The sequence below is a fragment of the Cellulomonas endophytica genome (assembly GCF_004123805.1).
GTDB lineage: Bacteria > Actinomycetota > Actinomycetes > Actinomycetales > Cellulomonadaceae > Cellulomonas > Cellulomonas endophytica.
In genome coordinates, this window is the sequence record NZ_RWJX01000007.1 from 66826 (window position 1) to 92807 (window position 25982).

Consider the following 25982-nt stretch of genomic DNA (forward strand, 5'->3'; position numbering starts at 1 on the left):
GGTCCGATGACGGAGCAGCCCGGTCTGGACGGCGACGAGGGCGGGCTGGCGTCCGCCCCACCGCCGCGTCGGACGTCGAAGCTCTCGATCGTCGGGGCCGGCGCGGTCGGGTCGACGATGGCGTACGCCGCCCTCATGCGCGGTGCCGCCCGCACCGTCGCGCTCTACGACATCGACAAGGCCAAGGTCGAGGCGGAGGCCCTCGACCTCGGCCACGGCATCCAGTTCATGCCCATGGCCGAGATCCTCGGGTCGGACGACATCGCCGTCTGCGCCGACTCCGACGTCGTCGTCGTGACGGCGGGCGCCAAGCAGCGGCCGGGGCAGACGCGGCTCGACCTGGCCGAGGCGACGGTGTCCCTCATCAAGAAGATCCTGCCGCCGCTCGTCGAGGTGGCGCCGGACGCCGTCTACGTCATGGTCACCAACCCCGTCGACGTCGTCACCTACGCCGCGCTGCGCCTGTCGGGCCTCCCGCCGGCCCGGATGTTCGGCTCCGGGACCGTCCTGGACTCCTCGCGGCTGCGCTACCTCATCGCCCGGCACACCGGGGTGGCGGTGCAGAACGTGCACGCCTACGTGGCGGGCGAGCACGGCGACACGGAGCTGCCCCTGTGGAGCTCGGCGAGCATCGGCGCCGTGCCGCTGCTCGACTGGAACGGCATCGGCGGACGGGGCGCGCTGACGTCGGAGGTGCGCGAGGACATCGCGCGCGAGGTCGTGGAGTCCGCCTACAAGATCATCGCCGGCAAGGGCGCGACGAACTACGCCGTCGCCCTCGCCGGCTCGCGGATCATCGAGGCGGTGGTCAAGGACGAGCAGCGCATCCTGCCCGTCTCCTCGCTCCTCGACGGCTACCACGGCATCAGCGACGTGTGCCTGTCGGTGCCGGCGCTGGTCGGCCGTGGCGGCGTGGGGGACCGTCTCGAGGTCCCCATGTCCGCCGACGAGCTCGCGGGGCTGCGGCGGTCGGCCGAGGCCGTGCGCTCCGTGGCGCGTCGCTTCGGGTTCTGAGGCCCTGAGGCTCTGAGGCACGGCGGGGGCGGGCGGCCGCGGCCGGCCGGCCGCTCCGCCGCACGACCCCGGCCCGCGGCCGGGCGGTGCGCCGGGATCGTGCGCCGGGATCGTGCGCCGGGATCGTGCGCCGGGGCCGAGCGTCGGGAGGGGCGGGCGCGGGGGTCAGAGCGCGCGGAGCACGCTCACGACGCGTCCGAGCACCGTGGCCTCGTCACCCGGGATGGGCTCGTACGCCGGGTTGTGCGGCATGAGCCAGACGTGGCCGTCCGCGCGGCGGAAGGTCTTGACCGTCGCCTCGCCGTCGATCATCGCGGCGACGATCTGGCCGTTCTCGGCGACGGGCTGGCGCCGCACCACGACCCAGTCCCCGTCGCAGATGGCGGCGTCGACCATCGAGTCGCCGCGGACGGCCAGGAGGAAGAGCTCCCCGTCGCCGACGAGCTGCCGCGGCAGCGGGAAGACGTCCTCGACGACCTGCTCGGCGACGATCGGGCCGCCCGCGGCGATCCGGCCGACCAGGGGCACGTAGGCCGGCGCCGGGGCCGAGGCCTCGTCGTCGCCCGTGCCCGGCACGGTCAGCTCGTGGACCGGCGCCGGAGCCGCCGTGCGGGTGGCTGCCCGGGCGCCGTCGGGCAGGACGACCTCCATGGCGCGCGGCCGGTGGGGGTCGCGCCGCAGCAGGCCCTTGCGCTCGAGCGCCGTGAGCTGGTGCTTCACGCTCGAGGGGCTCGTGAGGCCGACCGCCTCCCCGATCTCCCGCATGCTCGGCGGGTAGCCGCGGCGCTCGACGGAGGCCCGGACGGTCTCGAGCACCATGCGCTGCCGCGCCGTCAGCCCGTCGGGACCGGCGTCGGGCTCCGGGAGCTGCAGGACCGCGGCGAGCGCCTCGACGTCGGCCGTGCGCGGGCGGCCCCGCCGCGGTGCGGCGCCCCCCGGATCGGTGCCCGTCGACCCCTCGCGGTCGGGCGTCCTGTCGCTCACGTCGCTCTCCTCTGGCGTGCCCGTCGGGCACCGGCCGCGGGGCCGGGGACGGTCGTGTCGGTGGTCGGTGGTGCGCTGTGCCTCGTGCAGAACCCTAGGAGCGGCGGGACGTCGCATCAAACACCTGTTCGAGCGTGTCTCGACGCGTGTCGGGACCGCGTGGTAGAACCGTACACACGTTCGTCGAACAGGCGTACGAGCACGGAGACGGCGTGTCGGTGGTCGGTGCGAGCGTGACGGGCGGCGGTGGCCGCGCCCAGGGGGCGACGGGACGCACGACCGGGCAGGGCACGGGGCTGGACCCACGGACGATGGAGGAGGCGACGGCGGTGAGCACGACGACCATGACGCGGACCGGCACGACCAGGAGCACGGCGCGCACGACGACCGGTACGACGACCGGCACGGCGCGCACGACGAGCGGCACGGCGCGCACGACGGCCGGGCGGACCCGGGCGACCGGGGTGCCGACCGCACCGGTGCCCGCGGTGACGGAGAGCTCCAGGCGCACGTCCGGCGAGCCGGCGCCCGCCGGGCCGGTGGGCGGTGGGCGGCCGGGGGGGCTGCGGCTGACCGGTCGGGGTCGCCTCGTGGCCGCCGGGCTCGCGCTCGCGGCCGCCGGGCTCGGGGTGTGGGGCGCGGACGCCGCCCGCGCCGAGGTCGCCGGCCCCGCCGCGGTGGCGCAGCACGTCGTCCTGCCGGGGGAGACCCTGTGGGGGATCGCTGAGGGTGTGGCGGAGCCGGGCCAGGACGTGCGCGACGTGGTGCTCGACCTGGTGACCCTCAACGGTCTGCCCTCGTCGGCGCTCGCCGCCGGGCAGACGATCGTGGTGCCGGTCGGCGGCTGACCGTGCCGGCGGACGGGTCCTGCGGCCCGTCGCTTGCACGGGCCCGCGCCCGCCGCCTAGCGTCGAGCGCGGCGCGCCACGCGCCCGGCGGGCACCCGCCCCGGTCGCAGCCCGAAGGGGGCGTCGTGCACTGCCCGTTCTGCCGGAACCCGGACTCCCGCGTCGTGGACTCCCGCACGTCGGACGACGGCTCGGCGATCCGGCGCCGGCGGCAGTGCCCCCAGTGCCAGCGCCGGTTCACCACCGTGGAGACGACGAGCCTGTCGGTCGTCAAGCGGTCGGGGGCGAGCGAGCCCTTCCGGCGCGACAAGGTGGTCAACGGCGTCCGCAAGGCGTGCCAGGGCCGGCCCGTGAGCGAGGACGACCTGGCGCTGCTCGCGCAGAAGGTCGAGGAGACGCTGCGCTCGTCGGGCCAGCCGGAGATCGACGCCTACGAGGTGGGCCTGGCGATCCTCGGCCCGCTCCGCGAGCTCGACGAGGTCGCGTACCTGCGCTTCGCCAGCGTGTACCAGGCCTTCGACTCCCTCGAGGACTTCGAGGCGGCCATCCACGTCCTGCGTGCGGAGCGCGAGGGGGTCGCCGGCGTCGACGCCCCGGACGGTGCGGCCACCCCGTCACCCACCGGTCCCGGGGGCGACGAGTCGCGCGAGGGCGTGGGGGCGGGGCCCAGCCCGCTCCCCGCCGGGCGGGGCACTAGCGTCGGGGCGTGATCCCCGACGACATCGCCCTCCTCCGCACGCCCGGGCGTCCTGCGGTCCTCCCCGACGGCTCGGCCGCCGTCGTGGCGGTCACGGCGCCGGACCTCGAGGCGGACGAGGCCACGGGTGGCCTGTGGCTCGTGCCGCTGCACGGCGACGCCGTCCCCCGCCGGTTGACGACCGGCCACCGTGACACGGAGCCCGCCGTGACGCCGGACGGCGGCGCGGTCGTGTTCGTGCGCGCGTCCCCCGGCGTGCCGGGGCAGGCGTTCCTGCTGCCGCTGGCCGGGGGGGACGCCGTCCGGCTGACGGACGCGCCGCTGGGCGTGCAGGCGCCGGCGGTCTCGCCCGACGGGCGTCGGCTGGCGGTGCTCGCCCGCATCCCCGAGCGGGGGCGGTACGAGCGGGACGGCGACCCCGGGGCGGAGCCGCCGCGTCTCGTGGACCGGTACCGCTACCGGGCGGACGCGCTCGGTTTCCTCCACGACCGGCCGCGGCACGCGCTCGTCGTCGACCTCCCCGGCGTCGCCGCGGACGCCACCCTCGCCGCGGTCGACCCCCGGCCGGCCCCGGCCCTCGACGTGACGCCCGGGGACCACGAGGTGCGCTCCCTCGCATGGGACGCCGCCGGCACGGCGCTCCTCGTCGTGACGGCCGTGCACACGGCGCGCGACGAGGACCTGCGCACGGACGTGGTCCGCGTCCCGGTGCCGGCCGTCCTCCCCGTGCCCGTCCCGGCCGGACGGCGCGACCCGGCCCCGGGCCGCGACGGTGCCCGGGCCCCGGCGACGGCGGGGGACCGCGACGCGGCCGACGCCGCCGCCGCCGACGGCCCTGCCGGCACCGTGGTGCCCGCACCGGGCGGCACCGCGGGCTGGGCACGGCTCACGGACGCCGACGCCGGCAGCACCCTCGCCGTCGACGCCGTGCGCCCGGCGCCCGACGGCCTCTCCCTGTGGCTGCTGGGGTCGGAGACGGGGCCGACCGGCCGGGACTTCGTCGGTCGCGCGACGGGCCTGCTGCGCCTGCCGCTCGGCGCGGACGGCGCCCCGGCCGGGCCGCCGGAGCGCCTGACCGACGAGGACGTCGACCTCGACCCGGAGGTCCTCGTGCCCCGCGGCGGCGCGGTCCTCGTCGCGCGCGTGCACCGCGGCGCGCAGCCCCTCCTCGAGGTGGCGGCGGACGGCACGCGGCGGGAGGTCCTCGTCGGCCTCGACCCGTCGGTCGGCGGCGGTCCTGCCGTCGTCACCGCCGCCGCCGCCGCCGGCGACGTGGTCGTCGTCAGCGCCGCGGGCCCGGCCACGGCCGGCGACGTGCTCGTCGTGGACCCCGCGGGGGGCGAGGCGCGTGCGGTGACCGACCTGTCCGGCCCGTTGCGGGCGACGGGCCGGCTGCGCCGGGCGGAGGAGCTGACGGCCCACGCCCCGGACGGCACGGCCGTGCACGGCTGGACCGTGCGGCCCGACCCCGCGCTGCACGGCCCGGGCCCGTACCCGACCCTGCTGATGATCCACGGCGGCCCGCACGCCCAGTACACGGGCGCGGTGTTCGACGAGGCCCAGGTGCTCGCGCACGCCGGCTATGCGGTCGTCATGGGCAACCCGCGCGGGTCGGCGGGCTACGGCCGTGCCCACGCGCTGGCCATCCGGCAGGCGATGGGCACGGTCGACACGGACGACGTCCTCGCCCTGCTCGACGCGGCCCTGACCGCCGACGACCTCGACGAGGCCCGGACGGGCGCGCTCGGCGGCTCCTACGGCGGCTACCTGACGGCGTGGCTCACGACGCGCACGCAGCGCTTCGCGGCGGCCGTCGTCGAGCGCGGCTTCCTCGACCCCGTCAGCTTCGTCGGCTCCAGCGACATCGGGTGGTTCTTCGGGCTCGAGTACGTCGGCGACGCCGCGACCCCCGAGGGCGCCGCCCTGGTCGCCGCGCAGTCCCCGATGGCCCACGTCGGGGCCGTGCGGACGCCGACCCTCGTCGTGCACTCGGAGCACGACTGGCGCTGCCCCGTCGAGCAGGGGCAGCGGTGGTTCGTCGAGCTCAGGCGCCGCGGGGTCCCGACCCGGCTGCTGCTGTTCCCCGGCGAGGGCCACGAGCTGACCCGGTCCGGGCGGCCCTCGCACCGCGTCGCGCGCTTCGCCCACCTCCTGCGGTGGTGGGACGAGCACCTGCCCGTGCGGGTGCCGACGGACGGCGACCGCGACGTGGACGGCGAGGCCGACGGCGCCGGCGGCGCCGACGGCGCCGACCTCGTCGCCCCGGGCCACGGACCGGCGGGTGCCACCGCCGGGTGAGCCCGCAGAATGCCCTGGCCCGCGTCGCCGACGTGGTCCAGCCTGGTCACCGGCGCACCGCGCGCCCGGACGGGGCGCCCCGCGCGCCCGGAGAGGGAGGTCCCATGGACGACGCCGCACAGGAGGCCCGCACGCCGGGCGCCGCCGGCACGCCCGACGCGGTCCCGGAGGACACGACGGCCGCGCCGGCGGGCAGCGCGGGGGCGGAGGCGCCGCCCGCCGACGCCAGGGAGCGGTTCCGCGAGGCGCTCGAGCGCAAGAAGGCCCAGGCGCACCGCTCGGCCGAGGGCGTCGCGCGCGGCAGCACCGTGCACGGGCCCGAGACGACGGGCCCGGGCCGCCGGCGCTTCCAGCGCAAGTCGGGCTGAGCGGGGCGGGACGACCGCGGGGGCGGTGCCGGGCGACCGGTGCCGCCCCCGGGCGCGTCAGGACAGCAGGCGCAGCCGCACGCTCTCGGGACGGGCGGCGAGCTCGACGAGCGCCGCCTGGTCGACGGGCGTGCCCGCGTCGGTCACCACGTAGCCGTGGTCGCCACGGGTGGCCAGGAGCTGGCCGACGATGTTGACGCCGTGCGCGGCGAGGGTCTGGTTCACGGCGGCGAGCACGCCCGGCACGTTGCGGTGCAGGTAGGCGATGCGGTGGACCTCCGGCGACTGGTCCAGCGCCACGTGGGGGACGTTCACCGACAGGGCCGTGGAGCCCGTGGCCATGAAGTCGCGCAGCTTGTGCGCCACGAACCGGCCGATGGCCTCCTGCGCCTCCTCGGTGGAGCCGCCGGTGTGCGGGGTGAGGATGACGTTCGGCAGGCCCCGCAGCTCGGACTCGAAGGGGTCGCCCTTGCGCTTGGGCTCCTCGGGGAAGACGTCGACGGCCGCCCCGACGACCCGTCCGGCCACGACCGCGTCCCGCAGGGCGGCGTAGTCGACGACGAACCCGCGCGAGAGGTTGAGGAAGATCGAGCCCGGGCGCATGGCCGCGAACTGCTCCGCGCCGAACAGCCCGGCGTTCCCGGACCGGCCGTCCACGTGGAGCGTGACGACGTCCGCCACCTCGAGGAGCGCGTCGAGGGACTCCATCCGACGGGCGTTGCCCAGGGCCAGCTTCTCGACGGTGTCGTAGTAGACGACGGACATGCCCAGGGCCTCGGCGAGGACGCTGAGCTGCGTCCCGATGTTGCCGTAGCCGACGATGCCGAGCGTGCGCCCGCGGACCTCGTGCGCGCCGGTGGCGGTCTTGTCCCAGACCCCGTCGTGCATCTTGCGGTCGAGCACCGTGAGCCGCCGGGTGAGCGCGATGATGTCGGCGATCGCGATCTCGACGACGGAGCGCGTGTTCGAGAACGGCGCGTTGAAGACCGCGACGCCCCGCGCGGCCGCGGCGGCCAGGTCGATCTGGTTCGTGCCGATGCAGAAGGCCCCCAGCGCGACGAGGTCGGGCGCCGCCGCCAGCGCGGCCGCGGTCACCTGCGTCTTGGACCGGATGCCGAGCAGCTCCACCCCGTCGAGCGCCTCGACGAGCTCGGCCTCGTCGAGCGCGCCGGTGCGGGTGGTCACCTCGTAGCCGGCCGACTCCAGGATCGTCCGGGCCTGGGGGTGCAGGTTCTCGAGCAGCAGGGCCTTGGGCACGGCCTCATGGTGCCCCCGTCCCGGAGCGCGGGACGCCCTCGGTCCGACAGGCGGACGCCCGCCGTCCGGCGGCCGGGCCGCGCACGTGGCGGGGTCAGGCCGGGTCGGCCAGGCCCGGGGGCAGCGGCCGCGCGTGCAGCACGTGCAGCGCGCGCGTCGGCCGGGTGAGCGCGACGTAGAGGTCGCCCGCGCCCTCCTCGAGGACGGCCGCCGGCTCCACGAGCACGACGAGGTCGAACTCCAGGCCCTTGGCGGTGCGCGCGTCGAGCACGGCCACCGCCGCGTCGGGGTCGGCGGTGGCGGTCGCCCGTCCCGAGCCGGCCGCGGCGCCGGAGGCCTCGAGCGCAGCCGCGACCACCGTCCGCAGCGCCACGACGGCGCCCGCCGGGGCGAGCACGGCGACCCGCCCGGCACCGGAGGCGTCGCGGACCTCGCGCAGCCCGGCGGCCGCCACGGCCGCGGCCCGCTCGAGGAGCGCGGGCGGCAGCCCGCCCGTGGGCGCCCCGTCCGGCACCGGCCCCGCCGCGACCGCCTCGAGCCGCAGCGCGTCCGGCACGTCCCGGGCCGCGGTCTGCGGCGAGACGGGCAGGCCCGCGGCCACGGCCACCCGGTGCGCCGCCTCCGCCACCGCCGCCGGCGTGCGGTAGTTCACGGTGAGCTCGGCCTGCCGCCACGACCCGCGCAGGACGGGGTCGAGCGCCTCCGACCACCGGTGCGCACCGGCGGGCGCGCTCGTCTGCGCCACGTCGCCGACGATCGTCAGCGACCGGGTCGGCACCCGTCGCACGAGGACGCGCCACGCCATGGCCGACAGCTCCTGCGCCTCGTCGACGACGACGTGCCCGTACGTCCAGCTCCGGTCCGCGGCGGCGCGCTCGGCCGTCGTCAGCGCGGGACCCCCGGCGGTGAAGCGGTCGGCGAGCAGCTCGGCCGACACCATGCCGCCCGCGCCGGTCTGCTCCAGCACGTGCCGGGCGTAGGCCACCTCCTCCTGGCGCCGCCGGGCGTCCTCGCGCGCCTGGGCCCGGGCCGCGGCGTCGTCCTCGCCGAGCAGCTCCGCGGCCTCGTCGAGCAGCGGCACGTCCGCCGGCGTCCACGGGGCGTCCGGGTCGCGGCGCAGGAGCTCGCGCTCGGCGGGGGTGAGCATCGGCGCGGCGTGCTCGAGCCGCCAGGGCCGCGACCACAGGTCCGACAGGAGCTTCTGGGGCGTCAGGGGCATCCAGGCGAGGTTGAGGGCGACGCGGATCTCGCGGGTCGTGCGCAGCTCCTCGACCACCTCGGCCCGGTCCTCGGGCGCCACCTCGTAGCCGAGCTGGGCGACGTACTGCCCGGCGAGCCGCGAGAGCATCTCGCGCACGAAGGTCGCGCGCGCCTCGTTGTGCGGCCGGCCGTTGCGGCGCGCGCGGCCCATCGCCGCGACCACGTCCCCGGGCCGGACGACGACCGTCCGCCCGTCGAGGCGCACGGTCACCGGCGCGTCGGGCACCCGCTGGCGGTGCCGGACCGCCCGGGCCACGACCTCCGCCATCGCCGCACGGCCCTTGAGCGCGGCCACCGCGTCGTCCTCGCGGCCGTCGGCGACGACGCCGGGCACGAGCTCGGCGACCGTGGTCGTGACCACGCCCGTCTCCCCGAGGGAGGGCAGGACCTGGTCGATGTACCGCAGGAAGGTGCGCGAGGGCCCGACGAGGAGCACGCCCGAGCGCTCGAGCGTGCGCCGGTGGGCGTACAGCAGGTAGGCGGTCCGGTGCAGGGCCACGGCGGTCTTGCCCGTGCCGGGGCCGCCCTGCACGACGAGCGCGCCCTGCAGCTCCGAGCGGATGATCGCGTCCTGCTCGGCCTGGATGGTGGCGACGATGTCGTGCATCCGCCCCGTCCGCGCCGCCGCCAGCGCGGCGACGAGGGCGCCCTCCCCGGCGAGGGCCGGCAGGTCCCCGCCCTCCTGGACCCCGTCCAGGTCGAGCAGCTCGTCCTCCAGCCCCGTGACCGTGCGGCCGCGCAGGACGAGGTGGCGGCGGCGGACGACGCCGTCGGGGTGGGCCGCCGTCGCGCGGTAGAAGGCCTGGGCCGCGGGCGCGCGCCAGTCGATGAGCAGCGGGGTCTGCTGCTCGTCGGTGAGGCCGATGCGACCGATGTGGCGCTGGCCACCGCCGGTGAGGTCCAGGCGGCCGAAGGCGAGGCGGTCCTCGACGGCCTCGAGCTGGCGCAGCCGGTCCTCGTGGAGGGTGGCGAACGCGTCCCGCTCCGACCGGTTCTGGGGGGAGCCGGAGGGGCCCTCGGCGCGCACCCGGCGCAACCGGTCCCGGGTGCGGGCCCGCAGGTCGTCGAGCCGGGCGTAGAGGCCGTCGACGGTGGCCTGCTCCTGCCGGAGCTGGCCCTCGAGCGTGTGCTCGCCACCTGTCACGCCGTGCGCTCCCCGTCCTCGACCGGCCCGGACCGCCCACCGGTCCGTCCCCCTGCGGGACCCGTCGGCGGCGTCGCGGGTCGTGGGACGACACCGCGGCGCTCGCCCGTCCGGGCGCGGGGGGCCGTCTATTATCCGACGCGGGTCCCCGCGCGCGGGACACCGGTCCACGCCGCTCACGGCGGCCCGGCGTCCGGGGCCCCGCGCGGCCGGTCCCGGCCGGGCGCCCACCAGCGGGCAGGAGGCGGTGTGGGACCGGTCCACGAGCCCGTGCCCGGGCCGCTGCCGACCGCGCGCGCGGTCGGCGCCCCGGAGGGCGTGCTGCGCGTGCTCCTCGTCGAGGACGACGAGGGCGACGCGGTGCTGGTGCGCGAGCACCTGGCCGACGCGGGCCTGGACGTCGCGCTCGTCTGGGCACGGACCCTCGACGAGGCCCTCGGGCGGCTCGACGCCGACTGCGTGCTCCTCGACCTCGGCCTGCCGGACGCGCGGGGGATCGACGCGGTCGCGCGGCTCCTGGCGGCCGGGTCGCCCCCGGTCGTGGTGCTCACCGGCCTCACCGGGACGGGTGCGGGGCTGGAGGCGGTCGCGGCCGGCGCCCAGGACTACCTCGTCAAGCAGGACGTCGAGCCCGAGGCGCTCGGGCGCGCCGTGCGCTACGCCGTGCAGCGCCGCCGCTGGGAGACCGCGGAGCGCGAGCTGTTCCGCAGCGACGTGCGCGCGCGCGAGACGCTGCGCCTCGAGCGGGCGCTGCTGCCGCGGCCCGTGCTGCACGACCCCGACCTCGTCGTCGAGGTCGCCTACCGGGCGGGCCGCGACGGCGTCCTGGGCGGCGACTTCTACGACGTCGTCGAGCGCCCGGACGGCACGGTCCTCGCGGTGGTCGGCGACGTCTGCGGGCACGGGCCCGACGAGGCCGCCCTCGGCGCCACCCTGCGCACCGCGTGGCGCACCCTCGTCCTCGCCGACCACGCCCCGGGCCGTCTCCTGGCGCTGCTGGAACGCGTGCTCGTCAGCGAGCGTGCCGACGACGCGGTCTTCACCACCCTGGCGATGCTCGTCGTCGCCCCCGACCGGGCCGGCGCCGACCTCTACCTGGCCGGGCACCCGGCCGCCCTGCTCGTCGGGCCCCCGGCGCGGACGCTGCCGGTGGCGGCCCGCGGCCGCGCGCTCGGGCTGCCGCTCGGCGCGGGCGGGTGGGACCCGGTGCACGTCGACCTCGCGGCGGGGTGGCGGGTGCTGCTCCACACGGACGGCCTCCTCGAGGCCACCCTGGCGGGGACCGGCGAGCGGCTCGGGACGGAGCGGCTCCTCGAGGTCGTCGACCGCGTGGCGGGGCCGTCCCCGGCGTCGTCGGCGTCGTCGGGGCCCGTCGGCGACGTCGGGTCCGCCGGGTCCGTCGGGTCCGTCGGGTCCGTCGGGCACGGCCTGCTCGACCGGCTCGACGGCGCCCCGTCCCGGGCACACCTCGTCGACCGGGTCGTGGACGCCGTGCAGGCGCTGCACGGCGGGCCGCTCGTCGACGACGCGGCACTCGTCCTCGTCGGGCGGCGCCGGTGAGCGGCCCGGGGCGCCGGCCGCCGCGCGCCTTCTCCCTGCGCCGCCGGGTGGAGACGCTCCTGGCCGTGGCCGGCCTGGCGCTGGGCCTCGTCATCGCCGCCACGGTGCTCGTCTTCGTGCAGCTCGCCGAGCAGCAGCGGGTCGTCACGGACGACTTCTTCACCGCGGTCACGCGCGCCGACGCCGCCCACCTCGCGCTGGTCGACGCCGAGGCGGCGGTGCGGGGCTACGCCCTCACGGGACGGGTCGACACGCTCGCGCCCTACCTCGACGCGACGTCGTCGTCGGACACCTTCGCGGCGGTGGCGGCGGCGCTGGCCCGCGAGGGGTCGGTCGCGCCCGGGGTCGTCGCCGCGGCGGAGGGGGTGCAGGAGCGTGCCGACGCCTGGCGCACCGGGTTCGCCGAGCCGCTCGTCGCCGAGGTGGCCGCCGGCGGCCCGCAGGCCGTCGGCGCCCGGGAGGTCGAGTCCGGCCGCCGGTCCTTCGACGAGGTGCGGGCCGCCGCGCTCGCGTTCGAGGGCGCCCTGCGCGCGGAGCGCCTCGCGGCGGTGCGCGAGCTGGGCACGTGGACGGCCCTCGCCCAGCTCATCGTCGTGCTCCTCGTCGTGGCCGCGGTGGTCGTCGGCGTGGCGCTGTGGACCCAGCTGCGCCGGTGGGTGACCCAGCCCGTGGACGCGCTCGCGGCGGACGCCCGGATCGTCAGCGAGGGCGACGTGGGTCACCGGGTCGCCTCGACCGGGCCGGGGGAGATCGCCGCGCTCGCGCGGGACGTGGAGCGCATGCGGACCACGCTCGTGGAGCAGATGCGGGCCGCGCAGGCGGCGGGCGCCGAGGTCGCGCGGGCCCATGCGCGGCTGGAGGAGCAGGCCGCGGAGCTCCAGCGCTCGAACCGGGACCTCGAGCAGTTCGCGTACGTGGCCTCCCACGACCTGCAGGAGCCGCTGCGCAAGGTCGCCTCGTTCACGCAGCTGCTCCAGAAGCGGTACGGCGGCCAGCTCGACGAGCGGGCGGACCAGTACATCGCCTTCGCCACGGACGGCGCCCGCCGGATGCAGCAGCTCATCACGGACCTGCTGGAGTTCTCGCGGGTCGGACGCACGACGGGCACCGGGGGCGACGTCCCGCTCGAGGCGGCCCTCGCCGACGCCCTCGACGCCCTCGAGCACCGGCTCGTCGAGACCGGTGCCACGGTCACGCACGACCCGCTGCCGGTGGTGCACGGGGAGCGGGCGCTGCTCGTGCAGCTCCTGCAGAACCTCGTCGGGAACGCCGTGAAGTTCGCCCACCCGGACCGCCCGCCGCGCGTCCACCTGGAGGCCTGGCGCACCCCGGAGGGCTGGGAGCTCGAGTGCCGGGACGACGGGATCGGCATCGACCCGCAGTACGCCGAGCGCGTCTTCGTCATCTTCCAGCGGCTGCACCCCAAGGACGTCTACGCCGGCACGGGGATCGGGCTGGCCCTGTGCAAGAAGATCGTGGAGCACCACGGGGGGCAGATCCGCGTCGCCCCCACGCCCGAGGGCGAGGTCGGCACCCGGATCCGCTGGACCCTGCCCGACCCCGTGACCGGTGCGGTGGCCGACCCCGTGGCCCACCCGGTGCCCGAGCCCCTGGCCGACCCCGTGGCCGACCCCGTGGCCGACCCCGTCGCCGACCCGGTGGCCGGGCCGACGGCCGCCCCGGAGGGCCGCGCCGACGAGGCCGCGTCCCCCGTGCCGGCGGCCGCCCCCGGCGGCGGCACGACGCACGACCCCCACGGGCACCGGCCCGTGGGGGACCAGTAGCCCCCTTTTCGGGGGCGGGACGGAGCACACGTGCAGGAGCGCGAGGGACGGGTGGTCGAGGTCCTCCTCGTCGAGGACGACCCCGGGGACGTGCTCATGACGCGGGAGGCGTTCGAGGACAACAAGCTGCGCAACCGGCTGACCGTGGTGCCGGACGGGGTGGAGGCGCTGCAGTACCTGCGGCGCGAGGGGGAGCACACGGACGCGGTCACGCCGGACCTCGTGCTCCTCGACCTCAACCTGCCGCGCATGAGCGGCCGGGAGGTGCTCGAGGAGATGAAGGGCGACCCCGTCCTGCGGTCCATCCCCGTGGTCGTGCTCACCACCTCCGAGGCCGACGAGGACGTGCGCAGCTCCTACGCGCTGCACGCCAACGCGTACGTGACGAAGCCGGTGGACTTCGACCGCTTCATCGACGTGGTGCGGCAGATCGACGAGTTCTTCGTCGAGGTGGTGCGGCTGCCGGGCCGGTGACGGCCGCCCGCCCGGGAAGCATCCCCGCGCCCCCGGTGTTGGGCACGGCAGGACGACGAGGAGGTGGAGCGTGCTCGACCCGAGCGAGCTGTACACGGTGGACGAGGACGTGGCGGAGGAGGTCCGCACGCGGGTGGTCGACGGTCGCGGGCCCGTGCTGGTGCACACCCTGCGGGGCTTCGTCGACGCGGGGCAGGCAGGTGCGACGGCGGCGGAGCACCTGACCTCGACGCTCCCGACGAAGCGCCTGGCGACCTTCGACGCGGACGCACTGGTGGACTACCGGTCGCGGCGTCCCCTCATGACCTTCGACGCCACGACGTGGACGAGCTACGACGCGCCCGAGCTCGTCGTGGACGTCGTGCAGGACGCGGAGGGCGTGCCCTTCCTGCTGCTGCACGGCGTGGAGCCCGACGTGCAGTGGGAGCGCTGGGTCGCGGCCGTGCAGGAGCTCGTGGAGCGCTTCGCCGTCCCCCTGACGGTCGGCGTCCACGGCATCCCCATGGGCATCCCGCACACGCGGCCGCTCACCGTGACCGCGCACGGGACGCGGCCCGAGCTCGTGGCGGACCGCACGCCGTGGTTCGGCACCGTGCAGGTGCCGGCGGCGGCGGGTGCCCTGCTCGAGCTGCGGCTGGGCCAGGCCGGCCACGACGCCATGGGCTACGCGGTGCACGTGCCCCACTACCTCGCGCAGTCGCCGTTCCCGCAGGCCGCGATCGCGGCGCTCGGGTGCGTCGAGCGCAGGACCGGCCTCGAGCTCGGCGTGGACCGGCTCGCCCCCGCGGCGGAGGAGACGATGCTCGAGGTCGAGCGGCAGGTGCAGGGCTCCGACGAGGTCGCGCAGGTCGTGCACGCGCTGGAGGAGCAGTACGACGCCTTCACCCGCAACCTCGGCCGCTCGAACCTCCTCGGGACGACGACGGAGCTGCCGACCGCCGACGAGCTCGGCGCGGAGTTCGAGCGGTTCCTCGCCCAGCAGGACGACGGCCAGGCGCGCTGACCTCGCGGGTCCCGCCCCACGGCGGACGGGTGCCGCGGTCCGGACCGGCGACGACCTGGGCGGGGACCATGGCGCCCGCGCGGCCCAGGTGCCAGGATGACCGGCGTTGCAGTGACGTACCGACGCTCGACGGTGAGGGGTCCGACGGACCCCTCACCACGGTTCGTGGCGGCTGCCGCCACGAGGCTGGACGTGGGGCATTGCGGCACGGCCGGGCGGTCCGCCCGGTCGCCACCGGCAGGACGAAGAGGACAGGCACATGGCACAGGGCGCGGTCAAGTGGTTCAACGCGGAGAAGGGCTTCGGGTTCATCGCCCAGGACGGCGGCGGAGCCGACGTCTTCGTCCACTACTCCGCCATCGACAGCTCCGGCTACCGCTCGCTCGACGAGGGCCAGCGCGTCGAGTTCGAGATCACGCAGGGTCCGAAGGGCCCGCAGGCCGAGGGGGTCCGCCCCCTCTAGGGCCGGTGGCCGCCGGTGCGGCCGCCACGTGACGGGTCGCCACCCCTCGGGGTGGCGGCCCGTCGCCGTGCTCGGCCGGCGCCGTGCCCGGCGTCGGTGCGCGACCGGTCGTCAGGGTCGCTCGGCGGGGTCGGCCGGGACCGGGCCGGCGTCGACGCGGGACGGGCCCGGGTCGACGAGGGGCGGGGCCGGGTCGACGAGGGGCGGAGCGGTGCCGACGAACCGCGCCACCTCCTCGCCGACGAGCAGCCGCGCCGGTGCCGGCAGGGACCGCACGCCCCGCGCGAGGTCGGGCCGCAGGAGGGGGGCGGGGTCGTCGGAGGCGACGAGCACGACGTTGCCGTGGCCCCGCCCGCGCAGGAGCCCCGGCTCGGCCACGGCGGCCACGTGCCCGAACGCCGTGCGCAGGGTGGCGAGCTCGCTGCGGGCGAGCGCGAGGGGCGCGCGGTCGGCGCAGTTGGCGAGCAGCACGCCGCCCGGCCGCAGCACCCGCGCGACCTCCGCCGCCACCTCGCGGGTGGTGAGGTGGGCCGGGGTCCGGTCGCCGGCGAAGACGTCGCGCACGACGACGTCGGCCGAGGCCGTCGGGAGCGCGGCGAGCACCTCCCGCGCGTCCCCGGTGCGGATGCGCAGCCGGGGCGCACGCGGCAGGTCGAACCAGCGCCGGGCCAGCTCGGGCAGGGCCGCGTCGAGCTCGACGGCCACCTGGCGGGAGCCGGGGTGCCGGGCGTCGAGGGCGCGGGCGAGGGCGCAGCCGCCGGCGCCGAGGTGCACGGCCCGGACGGGCGCGCCGTCGGGGGCCCACGCGGCGACGAGGAGCGCCATCTGCTGCATGTACTCGAAGTCGAGCCACGACGGGTCGTCGAGGTCGAGGGCCGAGCTGGGCACCCCGTTGACGAGCAGGGTCACCAGCGCCGGCCGCTCGGGGTCCACGAGGACCTGGGCGGTGCCCGTCGGGACGTCGACGGGTCCCTCGGGCCAGGGGCGTGTCGGTGGTCGGTGCGAGGGTGGTGTCCGGGTCGGTGACGACCGCCCGGCCGCGCGGTCGGTGCGGTCGCGGCGGCTCACCGGGGCGAGGGTACGGCAGCCGCCGCGGGGTCGTGGGACGGCGCCGGGTGTTGACGGCATCGAACAGGTGTTCGATGATGGAGAGACGGAGGTGGCTGTGATGGCACGGACGGTGACGGCGTTGCACAGGCCCGTCCCCGGGTCGGCGGGCCCGGTGGGCGTGGCGGCCGCGGGAGAGCCCGTCGCGCCCGCGCCGCTGGGCCACCGCGTGCTGACGCTGCTGGCCCGGGCGGACGGCGAGCTCGTCGCCGCACGGCTGTCGGCGGAGCCCTGGGAGGTCTTCACCCACGCGCACCTCGCCGCCCTGCGGGCCGCGGGCGCGGTCGTCGAGGCGCGGGGGGCGATGGGCGGGCGCCGCGGGGTGCGGACCGTGTGGGAGCTGCTGGAGCACGCGGCACCCGAGCTCGCCGCGTGGGCGCACCACTTCGCGGCGGCGGCATCCCTGCGGGCCGCGGTCGACGCGGGCCACCTCGGGGCGGTCGACGCGACACGGGCCGGGGACGCGCGTGCCGCCGCGGAGGACTTCGTCGACCTCGCGCGCGAGCTCCTGGAGTCCGGACCCGCCGCCGGCCCCGTCGCGCTGCCCGACCGGCGCGTCTCGTGAGCCGGGGCCCGCGCTCGGCCGCGGCGAAGCGCGACTGGGGGGACGACGAGGAGGGCTGCCACGTCCTGCACGTGGACATGGACGCCTTCTTCGCCTCCGTCGAGCTGGCGCGTCGGCCGCAGCTGCGCGGGCTGCCGGTCGTCGTGGGCGGTGCGCAGCGGGGCGTGGTCCTCGCGGCGACGTACGAGGCGCGGGCCTTCGGCGTGCACTCCGCCATGCCCATGGGCGCCGCCCTGCGCCTGTGCCCGCAGGCGGTCGTCGTGCCGCCCGACCACGCGGCGTACACGGAGGTGTCCCGCGGCGTCATGGCCCTGCTGGGCGACGTGACCGCGATCGTCGAGCAGGTCAGCGTCGACGAGGCCTTCCTCGACGTGTCCGGCGCCCGCCGCCGGATGGGGCCGCCGACCGTCATCGCCGCCGCCATCCGGCAGGCCGTCCGGGAGCGGTACGGCATCACCTGCTCCGTCGGGATCGCCGCGACGAAGTTCGTCGCCAAGCTCGGCTCCGGCCACGCGAAGCCCGACGGCGTGCTGCTGGTGCCCCGCGCCGCGACGGTCGACTTCCTGCGGACCCTGCCCGTCGGGGCCCTGTGGGGCGTCGGGGAGCGGACGGAGGCGGCGCTGGCGCGGTGGGGCATCCGGACGGTCGCCGAGCTCGCCGACTCCGACGTCGCCACGGTGCAGCGCGCGGTCGGCCGCTCGGCCGGTGCCCACCTGCACGACCTGTCGTGGGGCCGCGACCCGCGCCCGGTGCAGCCGCAGCGGACGGAGAAGTCGGTCGGGGCGGAGGAGACCTTCGTCGAGGACGTCCACGACCTGGCCGTGGTCGAGGCGAAGGCGCTCGAGCTGGCCGACCGGTGCGCCTCGCGGCTGCGCCGGCAGGGGTTCGCCACGCGGACGGTCAGCGTGAAGGTGCGCACGTCGGACTTCCGCACGCTCACGCGGTCGCGCACGCTGGCGACGCCGACGGACGTGGGGCGCGAGATCTTCCTCGCCGCCCGGGCCCTGCTCGCGGCGGCGGACCTCGGCGGGCTGCCCGTGCGGCTCGTCGGGGTGCGCGCGGAGGGCCTCGTGCCGGTCGCCGAGGTCGCCTGGCAGCCCACGCTCGAGGAGTCCACCCACACCGTCGAGGGGCCCGGCGGCGGCCGTCCGGACGCCGCCGCCGGGGCCGGCCGCGAGCCGTCGGGGAGCCCCGTCGGCGCGCGCCGCGAGGCGGAGCGGGCGATGGACCGGGTGCGTGCCCGCTTCGGCGCCGCGGCCATCCGACCGGGCCTGGAACCTGAGCATGCGCCCGATCGTTCGACTACCACGTTCGTTCCCGCCGATCTATCCTGAACCCGACCGACACACCGACGTCGGCACGCACACGGGAGTCGCCATGCCCCTCTCTGAGTACGAGCAGCGCGTGCTCGAGCAGATGGAACGCCAGCTGACCTCTGACGACCCTCGGCTCGCGAACACGCTCACGCAGCGCTCCCACCGGTCGGTGGGACGTTGGGTCGTCGCGGGGGTCGGCACCGCCGTCGGCCTCCTCCTGCTCGTGCTCGGAGCAGCGAGCGACGGCGCGGTCTGGCTGGGCGTGATCGGCTTCGTCCTCATGTTCGCCTCGGTCGCCTTCGCCTTCTCCGAGCCCCGTCGGGGTCGTGGCACCGCTGCCCCGGCCGCCGTCAAGGGCACGCGGCCGGCACCGGCGCCCGCGCGCACGGCCCCGAAGCGGGGCTTCATGTCGAAGTTCGAGGAGCGCTGGGACCGGCGCCGGGACCAGGGCGGTCGCTGACCGACCCGCGCAGCACGACCCGAGAGGGCGGTGGCCGACGGCCACCGCCCTCCGTCGTCCGCGGCGAGAGCGGTGACGGGGGCTGGTGACCGCCCCGCGTCGCCGCGGGGGGAGGGCCGACGGCCGTCGGACACCGCCGGTGCGTCGTGCCCCGCCCGCCCGACGAGGCACGGGCGGCCCCGCCCCCGGCGGGGGCGGCGCCCTGGGCGCCCCGCCTCGACTCAGGAAGAGGCGGAGCCCGCGGGCACCGACGTCGGCGTCGCGCCGGTCGTCCCGTCGCCCGTCGTCCCGCCGTCCGTCGTCCCGCCGCGCCGGCGGACCGCCTCGTCGACGCCGGCGAGGACGACGTCCCGCAGCCGCGCGAGCTCGTCGGGGTCGGCGGCGGTGGCGAGGCCGGGGGAGTAGCGGTGGCGCTCGACGCCGGCCGCCAGGGTGCGCAGCGCAGCCCCGGCCGCCTCCGGGAGCGGCCGGCCCGCACGGCCGAGCACCGTGCGCTCCACCTCGGCGGGGGCGGCACGGGGCGTCGCGGACCCCGGCCACGCGATGGACCGTCGCGCGAGGTCGGACCGCAGACGCTCCCAGCTCTCGTCGGGGTCGCGCGGGACGGGCACCCGCGCCCGCCGGACCAGCGCCGCCGCTCCCGCACCGACGAGCAGGGTGAGCAGCACCACGAGGGGCGGCACCCAGGACGTGCCCCCGGCGGCGCGCCCGGTGCCCGGCCCGGCCGAGGCGCTCGCGCTCGGGCCCGTCGTCGGGGCGGCGCTCGCCGACGCGCCCGCGCCCGGTGCGGCCGTGGCGGGGACCTCGTCCTCGGGGGGGGGTCCGTCGGCGCCGGCTGCCGGCGGCGTGGTCCACACCGGCGCGGTGCCCGTCTGGACCGCCGGGGTGGGCTCGAAGCGGACCCACCCGTACCCGGGGAAGTACAGCTCGGGCCAGGCGTGCGCCTGCTGGCCCGTCACCGACCGCGTCGAGGTGCCGACCTCCGCCCCGGGCAGGAAGCCGACGCCGACGCGCGCGGGGATGCCGAGCGTGCGGGACATCACGGCCATGGCGGTGGCGAACTGGACGCAGTAGCCGCGCTGGGACTGCAGGAAGTCCCACACGGCGTCGTCGCTGGTCGCGGTGGAGACGCGGGTGTCGTAGGTGAAGTTCGCCGCGGACCGGAACCAGGTCTGGAGGGCGGCGGCCTGCTCGAACGGCGACGCGGCGTCGCGGGTGATCTCGGCGGCGAGGGCGCGGACGTCCTCCAGGCGTGCCGTCGCCGGAAGCTGGAGGTAGTCCTCCGTGGCCCCGGGCGGCGGCGCGACGGCGACCTGCGCGAGGTCCTCGGCCCGCAGCTCCGGCACCCGGACCGTCATCTCGTAGCGCAGGCCGTCGCGGGTGGGCCGCCCGCCGATGACCTCGTCGCGCGCGACGTCGTACCGCCACTGCTCGGGTGCCTGGAGGGCCCGCTGGGTGGTGGCGATGGGCAGGCGCGTCTCGTCGAGCTGCCGGACCTCGACCGCCACGCGGACGACCGCGTCCGTCGGCACGGTGGTGCCGCGGTCGCCCCCGAAGACGGAGTCGGGCACGTCCTCGAGGCCGGACGCCTCCGTCCGGCGCCAGGAGCGGCCGTCGAACTCGGCCAGGGTGAACGCGCGCAGCGGGCCGACGGCCGCCGCGAGGTCGGTCGGCGGCGGGTCGTCGCCGGCGTCGAGCACGCTGAGGGAGTACCGCATCACCTCCTGGGCCGAGCGCGAGCCGAGGCTCTCGCGCAGGTCGAGCTCGTCGCTGAGGGTGAGGGGCCCGACGGGCTCGAGCCCGAGGTCGGGCAGCTCGAGGCGGGACCACGCGGGCAGCGTGGCGAGACCGCCGGCCGCGAGCGGGGTGGCGATCGCGGCGAGCGCGACGACGACCAGCGCGCTCACGGTCGCCGGCCCGGCCCGTCGGCGGGCGGCCGCGCGGGCCCCGCCGGGCACGCGCCGGTCCTCCCGACCGCGGTCCCACGCCAGGAGCAGGAGCCAGGGCAGCCCCGCCGCCCACAGGGCGCTGCCCGGCGCGGCGACGCCGAGCGTCACGGTGGGCACCCACAGGAGCAGGAGCGGCACGCCCGCCAGCGCCGGAGTCCGCGCCGCGACGGCGAGGGCGTCGACGAGGAGCAGCACGAGGCACGCGCCGCCGACGACGAGCAGGTCGCTGCCCGTGGTGCCCCGCAGCGGCACCACCCCGACCTGGATGGCGCGGACGCCCTCGAGGGCGACGTCCACGGCGCGCCCCACGGCCGCCGGGGTGGGCAGGCCGGCCCCGCCGTCGACCCCGCCGCGGGCGACGACGACCGCGAGGACCAGCGCCCCGAGCCCGACGAGGTCCGGCACCCAGGGGGAGCGCGCGCCGAGGACGGCGCGGACGCCGGCCACCAGCGCGCCCAGCAGCACGAGCGCGACCCAGGCGCCACCGCGCCAGCCGCCGGGCTCGAGGAGGTTGCCCAGCGCCAGCACGGCGCCGCCCGCGGCCGCGACCGACAGCGCCGTCCCCAGGGCGGGCCAGGCGGCTCCCGCCACGGGGCCGGAGCGGCCGGCGCCTGCCCGCGGGGGTGCGGTGCCGCGGGTCGGCCCCGTGCCCGTGGCGGCCGCGGCGGACGGACGTGGTCCGCCCCCGCCGCCGGGGCGGGCCGCGGTGCTCGTGCTCATCGTGCCTCCGTCAGGAGCCGGTCCCACGTGCGTTCGACGGGCTCGCCGACCCGGGCCGCGACGGCCCGCCACCCGGCGCGGCCCAGGGACTCCACCGTGAGGTCGGCGCGCGCGGAGTCCTCGGGCGTCGGCGCGTGCCGCACGACGGCCCAGCCCTCCGCCGACGCCGCCAGGCGCGCCAGGTCCAGGCCCAGGCCGGCGTCCTCGTCCGGTGCGCTGCGGTGGCGCTCGGGCAGGGGGCCGAGCACCGCCAGGACGAGCTCGCGCTCGGGGGCGACGACCGCGAGGGCCCGCAGCGCCCGGCCGAGGGCGTCGCGCGCGGTGGCCTCCGCCACCGCCGGCGCCACGTCCACGCAGGCGTCGAGCACGGCCGCGCGGGCCTCGGGGCCGGTGGCGGGGTGCGCGTACGCCGCCCGCACGGCACCGGACCCGGCGGGGCCGTGCGCACCGGCGCGCTCCCGGCCGCCGTGCGCGTCCCGACGGTCCCGCCGCCCGGCGGCGCCCGGCGCGGAGCCGTCGTCGGGCTCGGCCACGACGAGCCGGACCGGGTGCCCCGCGTCGAGGAGGGCCAGGCCCATGGAGCAGCCGAGCACGATCGCCCACTCGAGCGCGTCGTCGTCGACGGGCACGTCCAGCAGGACCGTCGCGGGCCGCGTGCCGGAGCGCTCGTCGGTGCGGACCACGAGCTCGCCGAGGCGGGCGCTCGTGCGCCAGTGCACGCGGCGCAGGTCGTCGCCCTCGCGGTAGTCGCGCAGCGCGGCGTCGTCGGCGGCGGGGGACAGGGCGCCGAGGGCCGCCCGCTCGGGCTCGGCGGGCAGCGTGTCGCGCGGCGCGGCCAGCGGCACGGTGCGCGGCCAGACGCGGACGGCCGTCACCCCGCCCACCGCGCGGCGCACGCGCACCACCCCGAACACGTCGGTGCGCGTGACGGTGAGGGGGCCCAGCTCCCAGACGCCACGGCGCACGGGGTGCACAGTGCTCGTCAGCGCGGCGCCGAAGGGCACCCGGGCGGCCCGGATGGCGAGCGGGCGCCCGCCCTTGAGCTCCTCGTCGGCGCCCTCGTGCAGGCGGGCCCCGACGAGCACGCTCCCCGTGGCGTCGTACGGCGTGCGCACGAGGGTGCGGACGGTGGCGGGCTCGCCGGCGGTCGGCGTGGCCGGGCGCGTGCTGCGGGCCACCTCGATCCGGGCCCGGCCGCGACCGGGGTCGCGCAGGGCGGACACGACGACCGCCGCCGCGACGACGAGCAGGGCGACGGTGCCCACCTGCACCACGTCGTCGGCGCCGAGCAGCGCGCCGACCACGAGCAGGACGACCCCGGCGAGCAGGAGGGCGACCCCCCGCGCCGTCGGCCGCAGGTGCATCAGGGGGCGGCCCGCCGCCCGCGCGCCCCGGCCAGCGGGGTCGCCGACGGCACGGGCACCGACGCGAGGAGCGAGCGCACGACGTCGCTCGTGTCGCGCCCCGACAGGCGCGCCTGCGTGCTGGGGAGCAGGCGGTGCGCGAGGACGGGCTCCGCGAGCTCCTGCACGTCGTCGGGGAGGACGTGGTCGCGGCCGGCGATCGCGGCGAGCGCCTTCGCGGCCCGCAGCAGCTGGACCGAGGCGCGGGGCGAGGCGCCCAGGCGCAGGCCCGGATCGTCGCGCGTGGCGGACACGAGGTCGACGACGTACCGCTTCACCGCGGGGGACGCGTGGAGGCGACGCGCGACCCCGACGAGGCGCTGCACCTCGTCGGCGTGCGTCACCGGCTGGAGCGTGTCGAGCGGGTCGCCGTCCTCGTTGCGGTCGAGCAGCTCGACCTCCGTGAGGGCGTCCGGGTAGCCCACGGACAGCCGCGCCATGAAGCGGTCCCGCTGCGCCTCGGGGAGGGGGTACGTGCCCTCCATCTCGACGGGGTTCTGCGTCGCCACGACGAAGAAGGGCCGCGGCAGGGGGTACGTGGTGCCGTCGACGGTCGCCTGCGCCTCCTGCATGCACTCGAGGAGGGCGGCCTGCGTCTTGGGGGAGGCGCGGTTGATCTCGTCGCCGATCACGACGTGCGCGAACACGGGACCGGGCCGGAACTCGAACTCCTGCGTCTGCGGCCGGAAGATCGTCACGCCCGTGAGGTCGCTGGGCAGCAGGTCCGGGGTGAACTGCACGCGGCCGACGGAGCAGTCGATGGAGCGCGCGAGCGCCTTCGCCAGCGTCGTCTTGCCCAGGCCGGGCACGTCCTCGAGGAGGAGGTGGCCCCCCGCGAGCAGCACGGCCAGGCTCGTGCGGACGAGCTCCGGGCGCCCCACGACGACGGTCTCGACCGCCGCGGCCATGCGCGCCGCCACGGTGGCGAGCTGCTCGATCTCGGGCGGGGCGGGCGGTGCGGTCGGTGCGATCGTCATGGGCGCTCCTCGGCGGTTGGCGGAATCGTACGTGGCCGGATCGTGACCTGCGCCACGGCGACCGGGTGAGAGCTCAGCGGGGCCGTGCCCGCCCAGCGGCCCTCCCCGCCCCGCACCCCGCTCCCACCCCCGTCCCGACCCCCCACCTCCCCCCACCCGTCGGCGGCCGGCCGCTCCGACGTGACGGGCCGCCCCTCCCACCTCCCTCCACCGCGACCCCGTGCACCGGGGCGGACGCCCGCGGCCACCACCGGCGCGTCCCCGGACGGGCGGCCGTCCTGCTCCGCCACCACCCGGCGCCCTGCCGTGCACGCGCGCCGCGACCCGTGACGCCGCGAGGACGGCTCGGCGCCCCTCCACATCGCCCCACCGCCGCTGACCTCGACCTCCGGACCGGGCAGGGGGACGCGCCGGGGGAGCGGGGGGCGGGAAGGGGGGACAGGTGGAGGGATGTGGAGTACCGTGGGGGCATCGGGAGGACCGGGGAGCAGGGAGGCGGGGGTGAGCGATGAGCCGGTGGTCGGTGGCGTCCTCGGCCTCGGCGCGCCGTTCCTCGGCACCTACACCCCGCGCCTGGACGAGAAGGGCCGCGTCGTCCTCCCGGCCAAGTTCCGCGCCCGTCTGGCCGGGGGTCTCGTCATGACCCGCGGGCAGGAGCGCTGCCTGTACCTCCTGCCGCCGGAGGAGTTCGGCCGCATCCACGGGGCGCTCAGCAGCAACCCGCTCCTCAACCGCCAGAGCCGCGACTACCTGCGCGTCTTCCTCTCCGGCGCGAGCGACGAGCTCCCCGACAAGCAGGGGCGCCTGTCGATCCCGCCGGTCCTGCGCCGGTACGCGGGCCTCGAGCGGGACGTCGCCGTCATCGGCACGGGCAACCGCGTCGAGATCTGGGACCTCCCCTCGTGGGAGACCTACCTCGCCGAGAAGGAGGCGGGCTACGCCGAGGCCGCGGAGGAGGGCTTCCCCCAGGGCGCCTTCTGACCGGCCCCCACCCCGCTCCACCCCGCCCCACCGACTCAGCACCACCCGGCCGCGCAGGACCCGGCACCGGCCGCCCGACGAGACCTCCCGCCGACCCCGTGACGCCACTTCCCCGGCGCCAGGGGGTCGGAGGGGGATCTGGCCGGGCGGCGGAGGGGCCGCCCGGCCTGCCACACGGCCCCGGCCCCCCGTCGACGGGGACCGGGGGCAGCACCCCCCGCACAGGCACCACCAGCAGGACCACCAGCACGAGCACCAGCAGCAGGGCACGCAGGACGCCGGCAGGACCAGGGCGCAGGACCAGGACGCGGGACCACGCCGCAGCGCGGGACGGAGGGGTCGATGGGCGAGCAGAGCCCGGCCGAGCGGCACCTGCCCGTCCTCCTCGACCGCTGCGTCGAGCTGCTCGCCCCCGCCCTCGCGGGGCCCGGCGCCGTGCTCGTCGACGCGACCCTCGGGATGGGCGGGCACGCGGAGGGCGTGCTGCGCGCGCTGCCGGACGTGCGCGTCGTCGGCCTCGACCGCGACCGGGAGGCGCTGGCCCTCGCCGGCGCACGCCTGGCGCCGTTCGGCGACCGGTTCACCGGCGTGCACGCGGTGTACGACGAGATGCGCGACGTCCTCGACGACCTCGGCCTGCCCGCCGTCCAGGGCGTGCTCATGGACCTCGGCGTCTCCTCCCTCCAGCTCGACGAGGTGGAGCGGGGCTTCTCCTACGCCCGGGACGCCCCCCTCGACATGCGCATGGACACCTCCGGGGGCGCGACCGCCGCGGACGTCCTCAACGCCTACGACGAGCGGGAGCTCGTGCGGGTCCTGCGGGAGTACGGCGAGGAGCGCTTCGCACCGCGCATCGCCCGCGCGGTGGTGCGGGCCCGCCAGGAGCGCCCGCTCGAGCGCACGGCCGAGCTCGTCGACCTCGTCCGGGCGAGCATCCCCGCGGCGGCCCGGGCGACGGGAGGGCACCCCGCCAAGCGCACCTTCCAGGCCCTGCGCATCGAGGTGAACGGCGAGCTCGAGGTGCTCGAGCGGGCCGTGCCCGTCGCGGTGGACGTGCTCGCCGTCGGCGGCCGCATCGTCGTCGAGGCGTACCAGTCGCTCGAGGACCGCATCGTCAAGCGCGCTCTCGCCACCGGCGCGACCTCGAGCACGCCCCCCGGCCTGCCGGTCGAGCACCCCGACGACGCGCCGTACCTGCGCCTGCTCACCCGCGGCGCGGAGGAGGCGGACGCGGCCGAGCTCGCCCGCAACCCCCGCGCGCAGTCCGTCCGGCTGCGCGCCGCCGAGCGCGTGCGGGCCACCCCGGCGGCCCGGCGACCCGGCCGGGCGCGCGGGGCGGGCGACCGCCGG

General features: G+C 77.8%; 22 protein-coding genes. 15 read left to right on the top strand and 7 right to left on the bottom strand.

Features of this window, described 5'->3' with window-relative positions:
* Positions 1 to 6: 6 nt before the first annotated feature.
* Entirely contained in the window at positions 7 to 1014 is a 1008-nt protein-coding gene (locus tag EJA20_RS03765) for an L-lactate dehydrogenase (protein WP_129336836.1), read from the top strand.
* 165 nt (positions 1015 to 1179) lie between these two features.
* Here EJA20_RS03765 and lexA read toward each other — a convergent pair whose 3' ends face one another.
* Positions 1180 to 1887: a transcriptional repressor LexA gene (lexA, locus tag EJA20_RS03770; RefSeq protein ID WP_240675007.1), complete on the bottom strand. Its 708-nt coding sequence runs from the start codon at positions 1885 to 1887 to the stop codon at positions 1180 to 1182.
* Between the two features lie 440 nt (positions 1888 to 2327).
* Here lexA and EJA20_RS19040 point away from each other — a divergent pair, with 440 nt between their 5' ends.
* The 4 genes from EJA20_RS19040 (at position 2328) to EJA20_RS03790 (ending at position 6209) form a co-directional block, all read left to right on the top strand.
* Positions 2328 to 2846, top strand: coding sequence for a LysM peptidoglycan-binding domain-containing protein (locus EJA20_RS19040; protein ID WP_240674992.1), 519 nt, complete (start codon positions 2328 to 2330; stop codon positions 2844 to 2846).
* Positions 2847 to 2971: 125 nt separating this feature from the next.
* Entirely contained in the window at positions 2972 to 3556 is a 585-nt protein-coding gene (gene nrdR, locus EJA20_RS03780) for a transcriptional regulator NrdR (protein WP_129336838.1), read from the top strand.
* Positions 3553 to 5841: a S9 family peptidase gene (locus tag EJA20_RS03785; protein WP_129336839.1), complete on the top strand. Its 2289-nt coding sequence runs from the start codon at positions 3553 to 3555 to the stop codon at positions 5839 to 5841. The genes nrdR and EJA20_RS03785 overlap by 4 nt, the downstream gene beginning before the upstream one ends.
* A gap of 104 nt (positions 5842 to 5945) precedes the next feature.
* On the top strand, positions 5946 to 6209 hold the full coding sequence (locus EJA20_RS03790; protein ID WP_129336840.1) for a DUF5302 domain-containing protein: 264 nt from the start codon (positions 5946 to 5948) through the stop codon (positions 6207 to 6209).
* A 57-nt stretch (positions 6210 to 6266) separates the two neighbouring features.
* Here the strand turns inward: EJA20_RS03790 and serA are convergent, their stop codons facing one another.
* Both serA and EJA20_RS03800 read right to left on the bottom strand, forming a co-directional pair.
* Positions 6267 to 7466 (bottom strand): phosphoglycerate dehydrogenase, encoded by a 1200-nt coding sequence (serA, locus tag EJA20_RS03795; protein WP_129336841.1) that lies wholly within the window; start codon positions 7464 to 7466, stop codon positions 6267 to 6269.
* 94 nt (positions 7467 to 7560) lie between these two features.
* On the bottom strand, positions 7561 to 9870 hold the full coding sequence (locus EJA20_RS03800; RefSeq protein ID WP_129336842.1) for a HelD family protein: 2310 nt from the start codon (positions 9868 to 9870) through the stop codon (positions 7561 to 7563).
* 249 nt (positions 9871 to 10119) lie between these two features.
* Here EJA20_RS03800 and EJA20_RS03805 point away from each other — a divergent pair, with 249 nt between their 5' ends.
* From EJA20_RS03805 to EJA20_RS03825, 5 genes are all read left to right on the top strand, one after another.
* A complete protein-coding gene (locus tag EJA20_RS03805; RefSeq protein ID WP_240674994.1) occupies positions 10120 to 11430 on the top strand; it encodes a PP2C family protein-serine/threonine phosphatase in 1311 nt (436 codons plus the stop codon).
* Entirely contained in the window at positions 11427 to 13214 is a 1788-nt protein-coding gene (locus EJA20_RS03810) for a sensor histidine kinase (protein ID WP_129336843.1), read from the top strand. The genes EJA20_RS03805 and EJA20_RS03810 overlap by 4 nt, the downstream gene beginning before the upstream one ends.
* A 30-nt stretch (positions 13215 to 13244) precedes the next feature.
* Positions 13245 to 13688 carry a response regulator gene (locus tag EJA20_RS03815; RefSeq protein ID WP_205687345.1) on the top strand — a complete coding sequence of 148 codons (444 nt, stop codon included), beginning with the start codon at positions 13245 to 13247 and terminating at the stop codon, positions 13686 to 13688.
* A 70-nt stretch (positions 13689 to 13758) separates the two neighbouring features.
* A complete protein-coding gene (locus tag EJA20_RS03820; protein ID WP_129336844.1) occupies positions 13759 to 14691 on the top strand; it encodes a proteasome assembly chaperone family protein in 933 nt (310 codons plus the stop codon).
* Positions 14692 to 14950: 259 nt separating this feature from the next.
* Entirely contained in the window at positions 14951 to 15154 is a 204-nt protein-coding gene (locus EJA20_RS03825; protein WP_129336845.1) for a cold-shock protein, read from the top strand.
* A 111-nt stretch (positions 15155 to 15265) separates the two neighbouring features.
* On the opposite strand, the gene EJA20_RS03830 is transcribed toward EJA20_RS03825, so the two are convergent.
* On the bottom strand, positions 15266 to 16222 hold the full coding sequence (locus tag EJA20_RS03830; RefSeq protein ID WP_240674996.1) for a spermidine synthase: 957 nt from the start codon (positions 16220 to 16222) through the stop codon (positions 15266 to 15268).
* A gap of 100 nt (positions 16223 to 16322) precedes the next feature.
* On the opposite strand from EJA20_RS03830, the gene EJA20_RS03835 reads away from it, so the two are divergent.
* From EJA20_RS03835 to EJA20_RS03845, 3 genes are read left to right on the top strand one after another with little or no spacing between them, the layout of a single operon-like run.
* Positions 16323 to 16826, top strand: a complete 504-nt coding sequence (locus EJA20_RS03835) for an SAV_6107 family HEPN domain-containing protein (RefSeq protein ID WP_164983816.1) — start codon at positions 16323 to 16325, stop codon at positions 16824 to 16826.
* Positions 16823 to 18160: a DNA polymerase IV gene (dinB, locus tag EJA20_RS03840; protein ID WP_129336847.1), complete on the top strand. Its 1338-nt coding sequence runs from the start codon at positions 16823 to 16825 to the stop codon at positions 18158 to 18160. The genes EJA20_RS03835 and dinB overlap by 4 nt, the downstream gene beginning before the upstream one ends.
* A 43-nt stretch (positions 18161 to 18203) precedes the next feature.
* A complete protein-coding gene (locus tag EJA20_RS03845; RefSeq protein ID WP_129336848.1) occupies positions 18204 to 18602 on the top strand; it encodes a DUF3040 domain-containing protein in 399 nt (132 codons plus the stop codon).
* 221 nt (positions 18603 to 18823) lie between these two features.
* Here EJA20_RS03845 and EJA20_RS03850 read toward each other — a convergent pair whose 3' ends face one another.
* From EJA20_RS03850 to EJA20_RS03860, 3 genes are read right to left on the bottom strand one after another with little or no spacing between them, the layout of a single operon-like run.
* Positions 18824 to 21271: a transglutaminase TgpA family protein gene (locus EJA20_RS03850; RefSeq protein WP_129336849.1), complete on the bottom strand. Its 2448-nt coding sequence runs from the start codon at positions 21269 to 21271 to the stop codon at positions 18824 to 18826.
* Positions 21268 to 22635, bottom strand: coding sequence for a DUF58 domain-containing protein (locus EJA20_RS03855; RefSeq protein WP_129336850.1), 1368 nt, complete (start codon positions 22633 to 22635; stop codon positions 21268 to 21270). Before EJA20_RS03855 ends, EJA20_RS03850 begins: the two co-directional genes overlap by 4 nt.
* Complete coding sequence (locus EJA20_RS03860) at positions 22635 to 23651, bottom strand: AAA family ATPase (protein ID WP_129336851.1); 1017 nt, start codon at positions 23649 to 23651, stop codon at positions 22635 to 22637. The genes EJA20_RS03855 and EJA20_RS03860 overlap by 1 nt, the downstream gene beginning before the upstream one ends.
* A gap of 501 nt (positions 23652 to 24152) precedes the next feature.
* Here EJA20_RS03860 and mraZ point away from each other — a divergent pair.
* Both mraZ and rsmH read left to right on the top strand, forming a co-directional pair.
* Entirely contained in the window at positions 24153 to 24632 is a 480-nt protein-coding gene (gene mraZ, locus EJA20_RS03865) for a division/cell wall cluster transcriptional repressor MraZ (RefSeq protein WP_240675000.1), read from the top strand.
* Between the two features lie 342 nt (positions 24633 to 24974).
* The coding region (gene rsmH, locus EJA20_RS03870) for a 16S rRNA (cytosine(1402)-N(4))-methyltransferase RsmH (protein ID WP_129336853.1) at positions 24975 to 25982 on the top strand (1008 nt) is incomplete at its 3' end.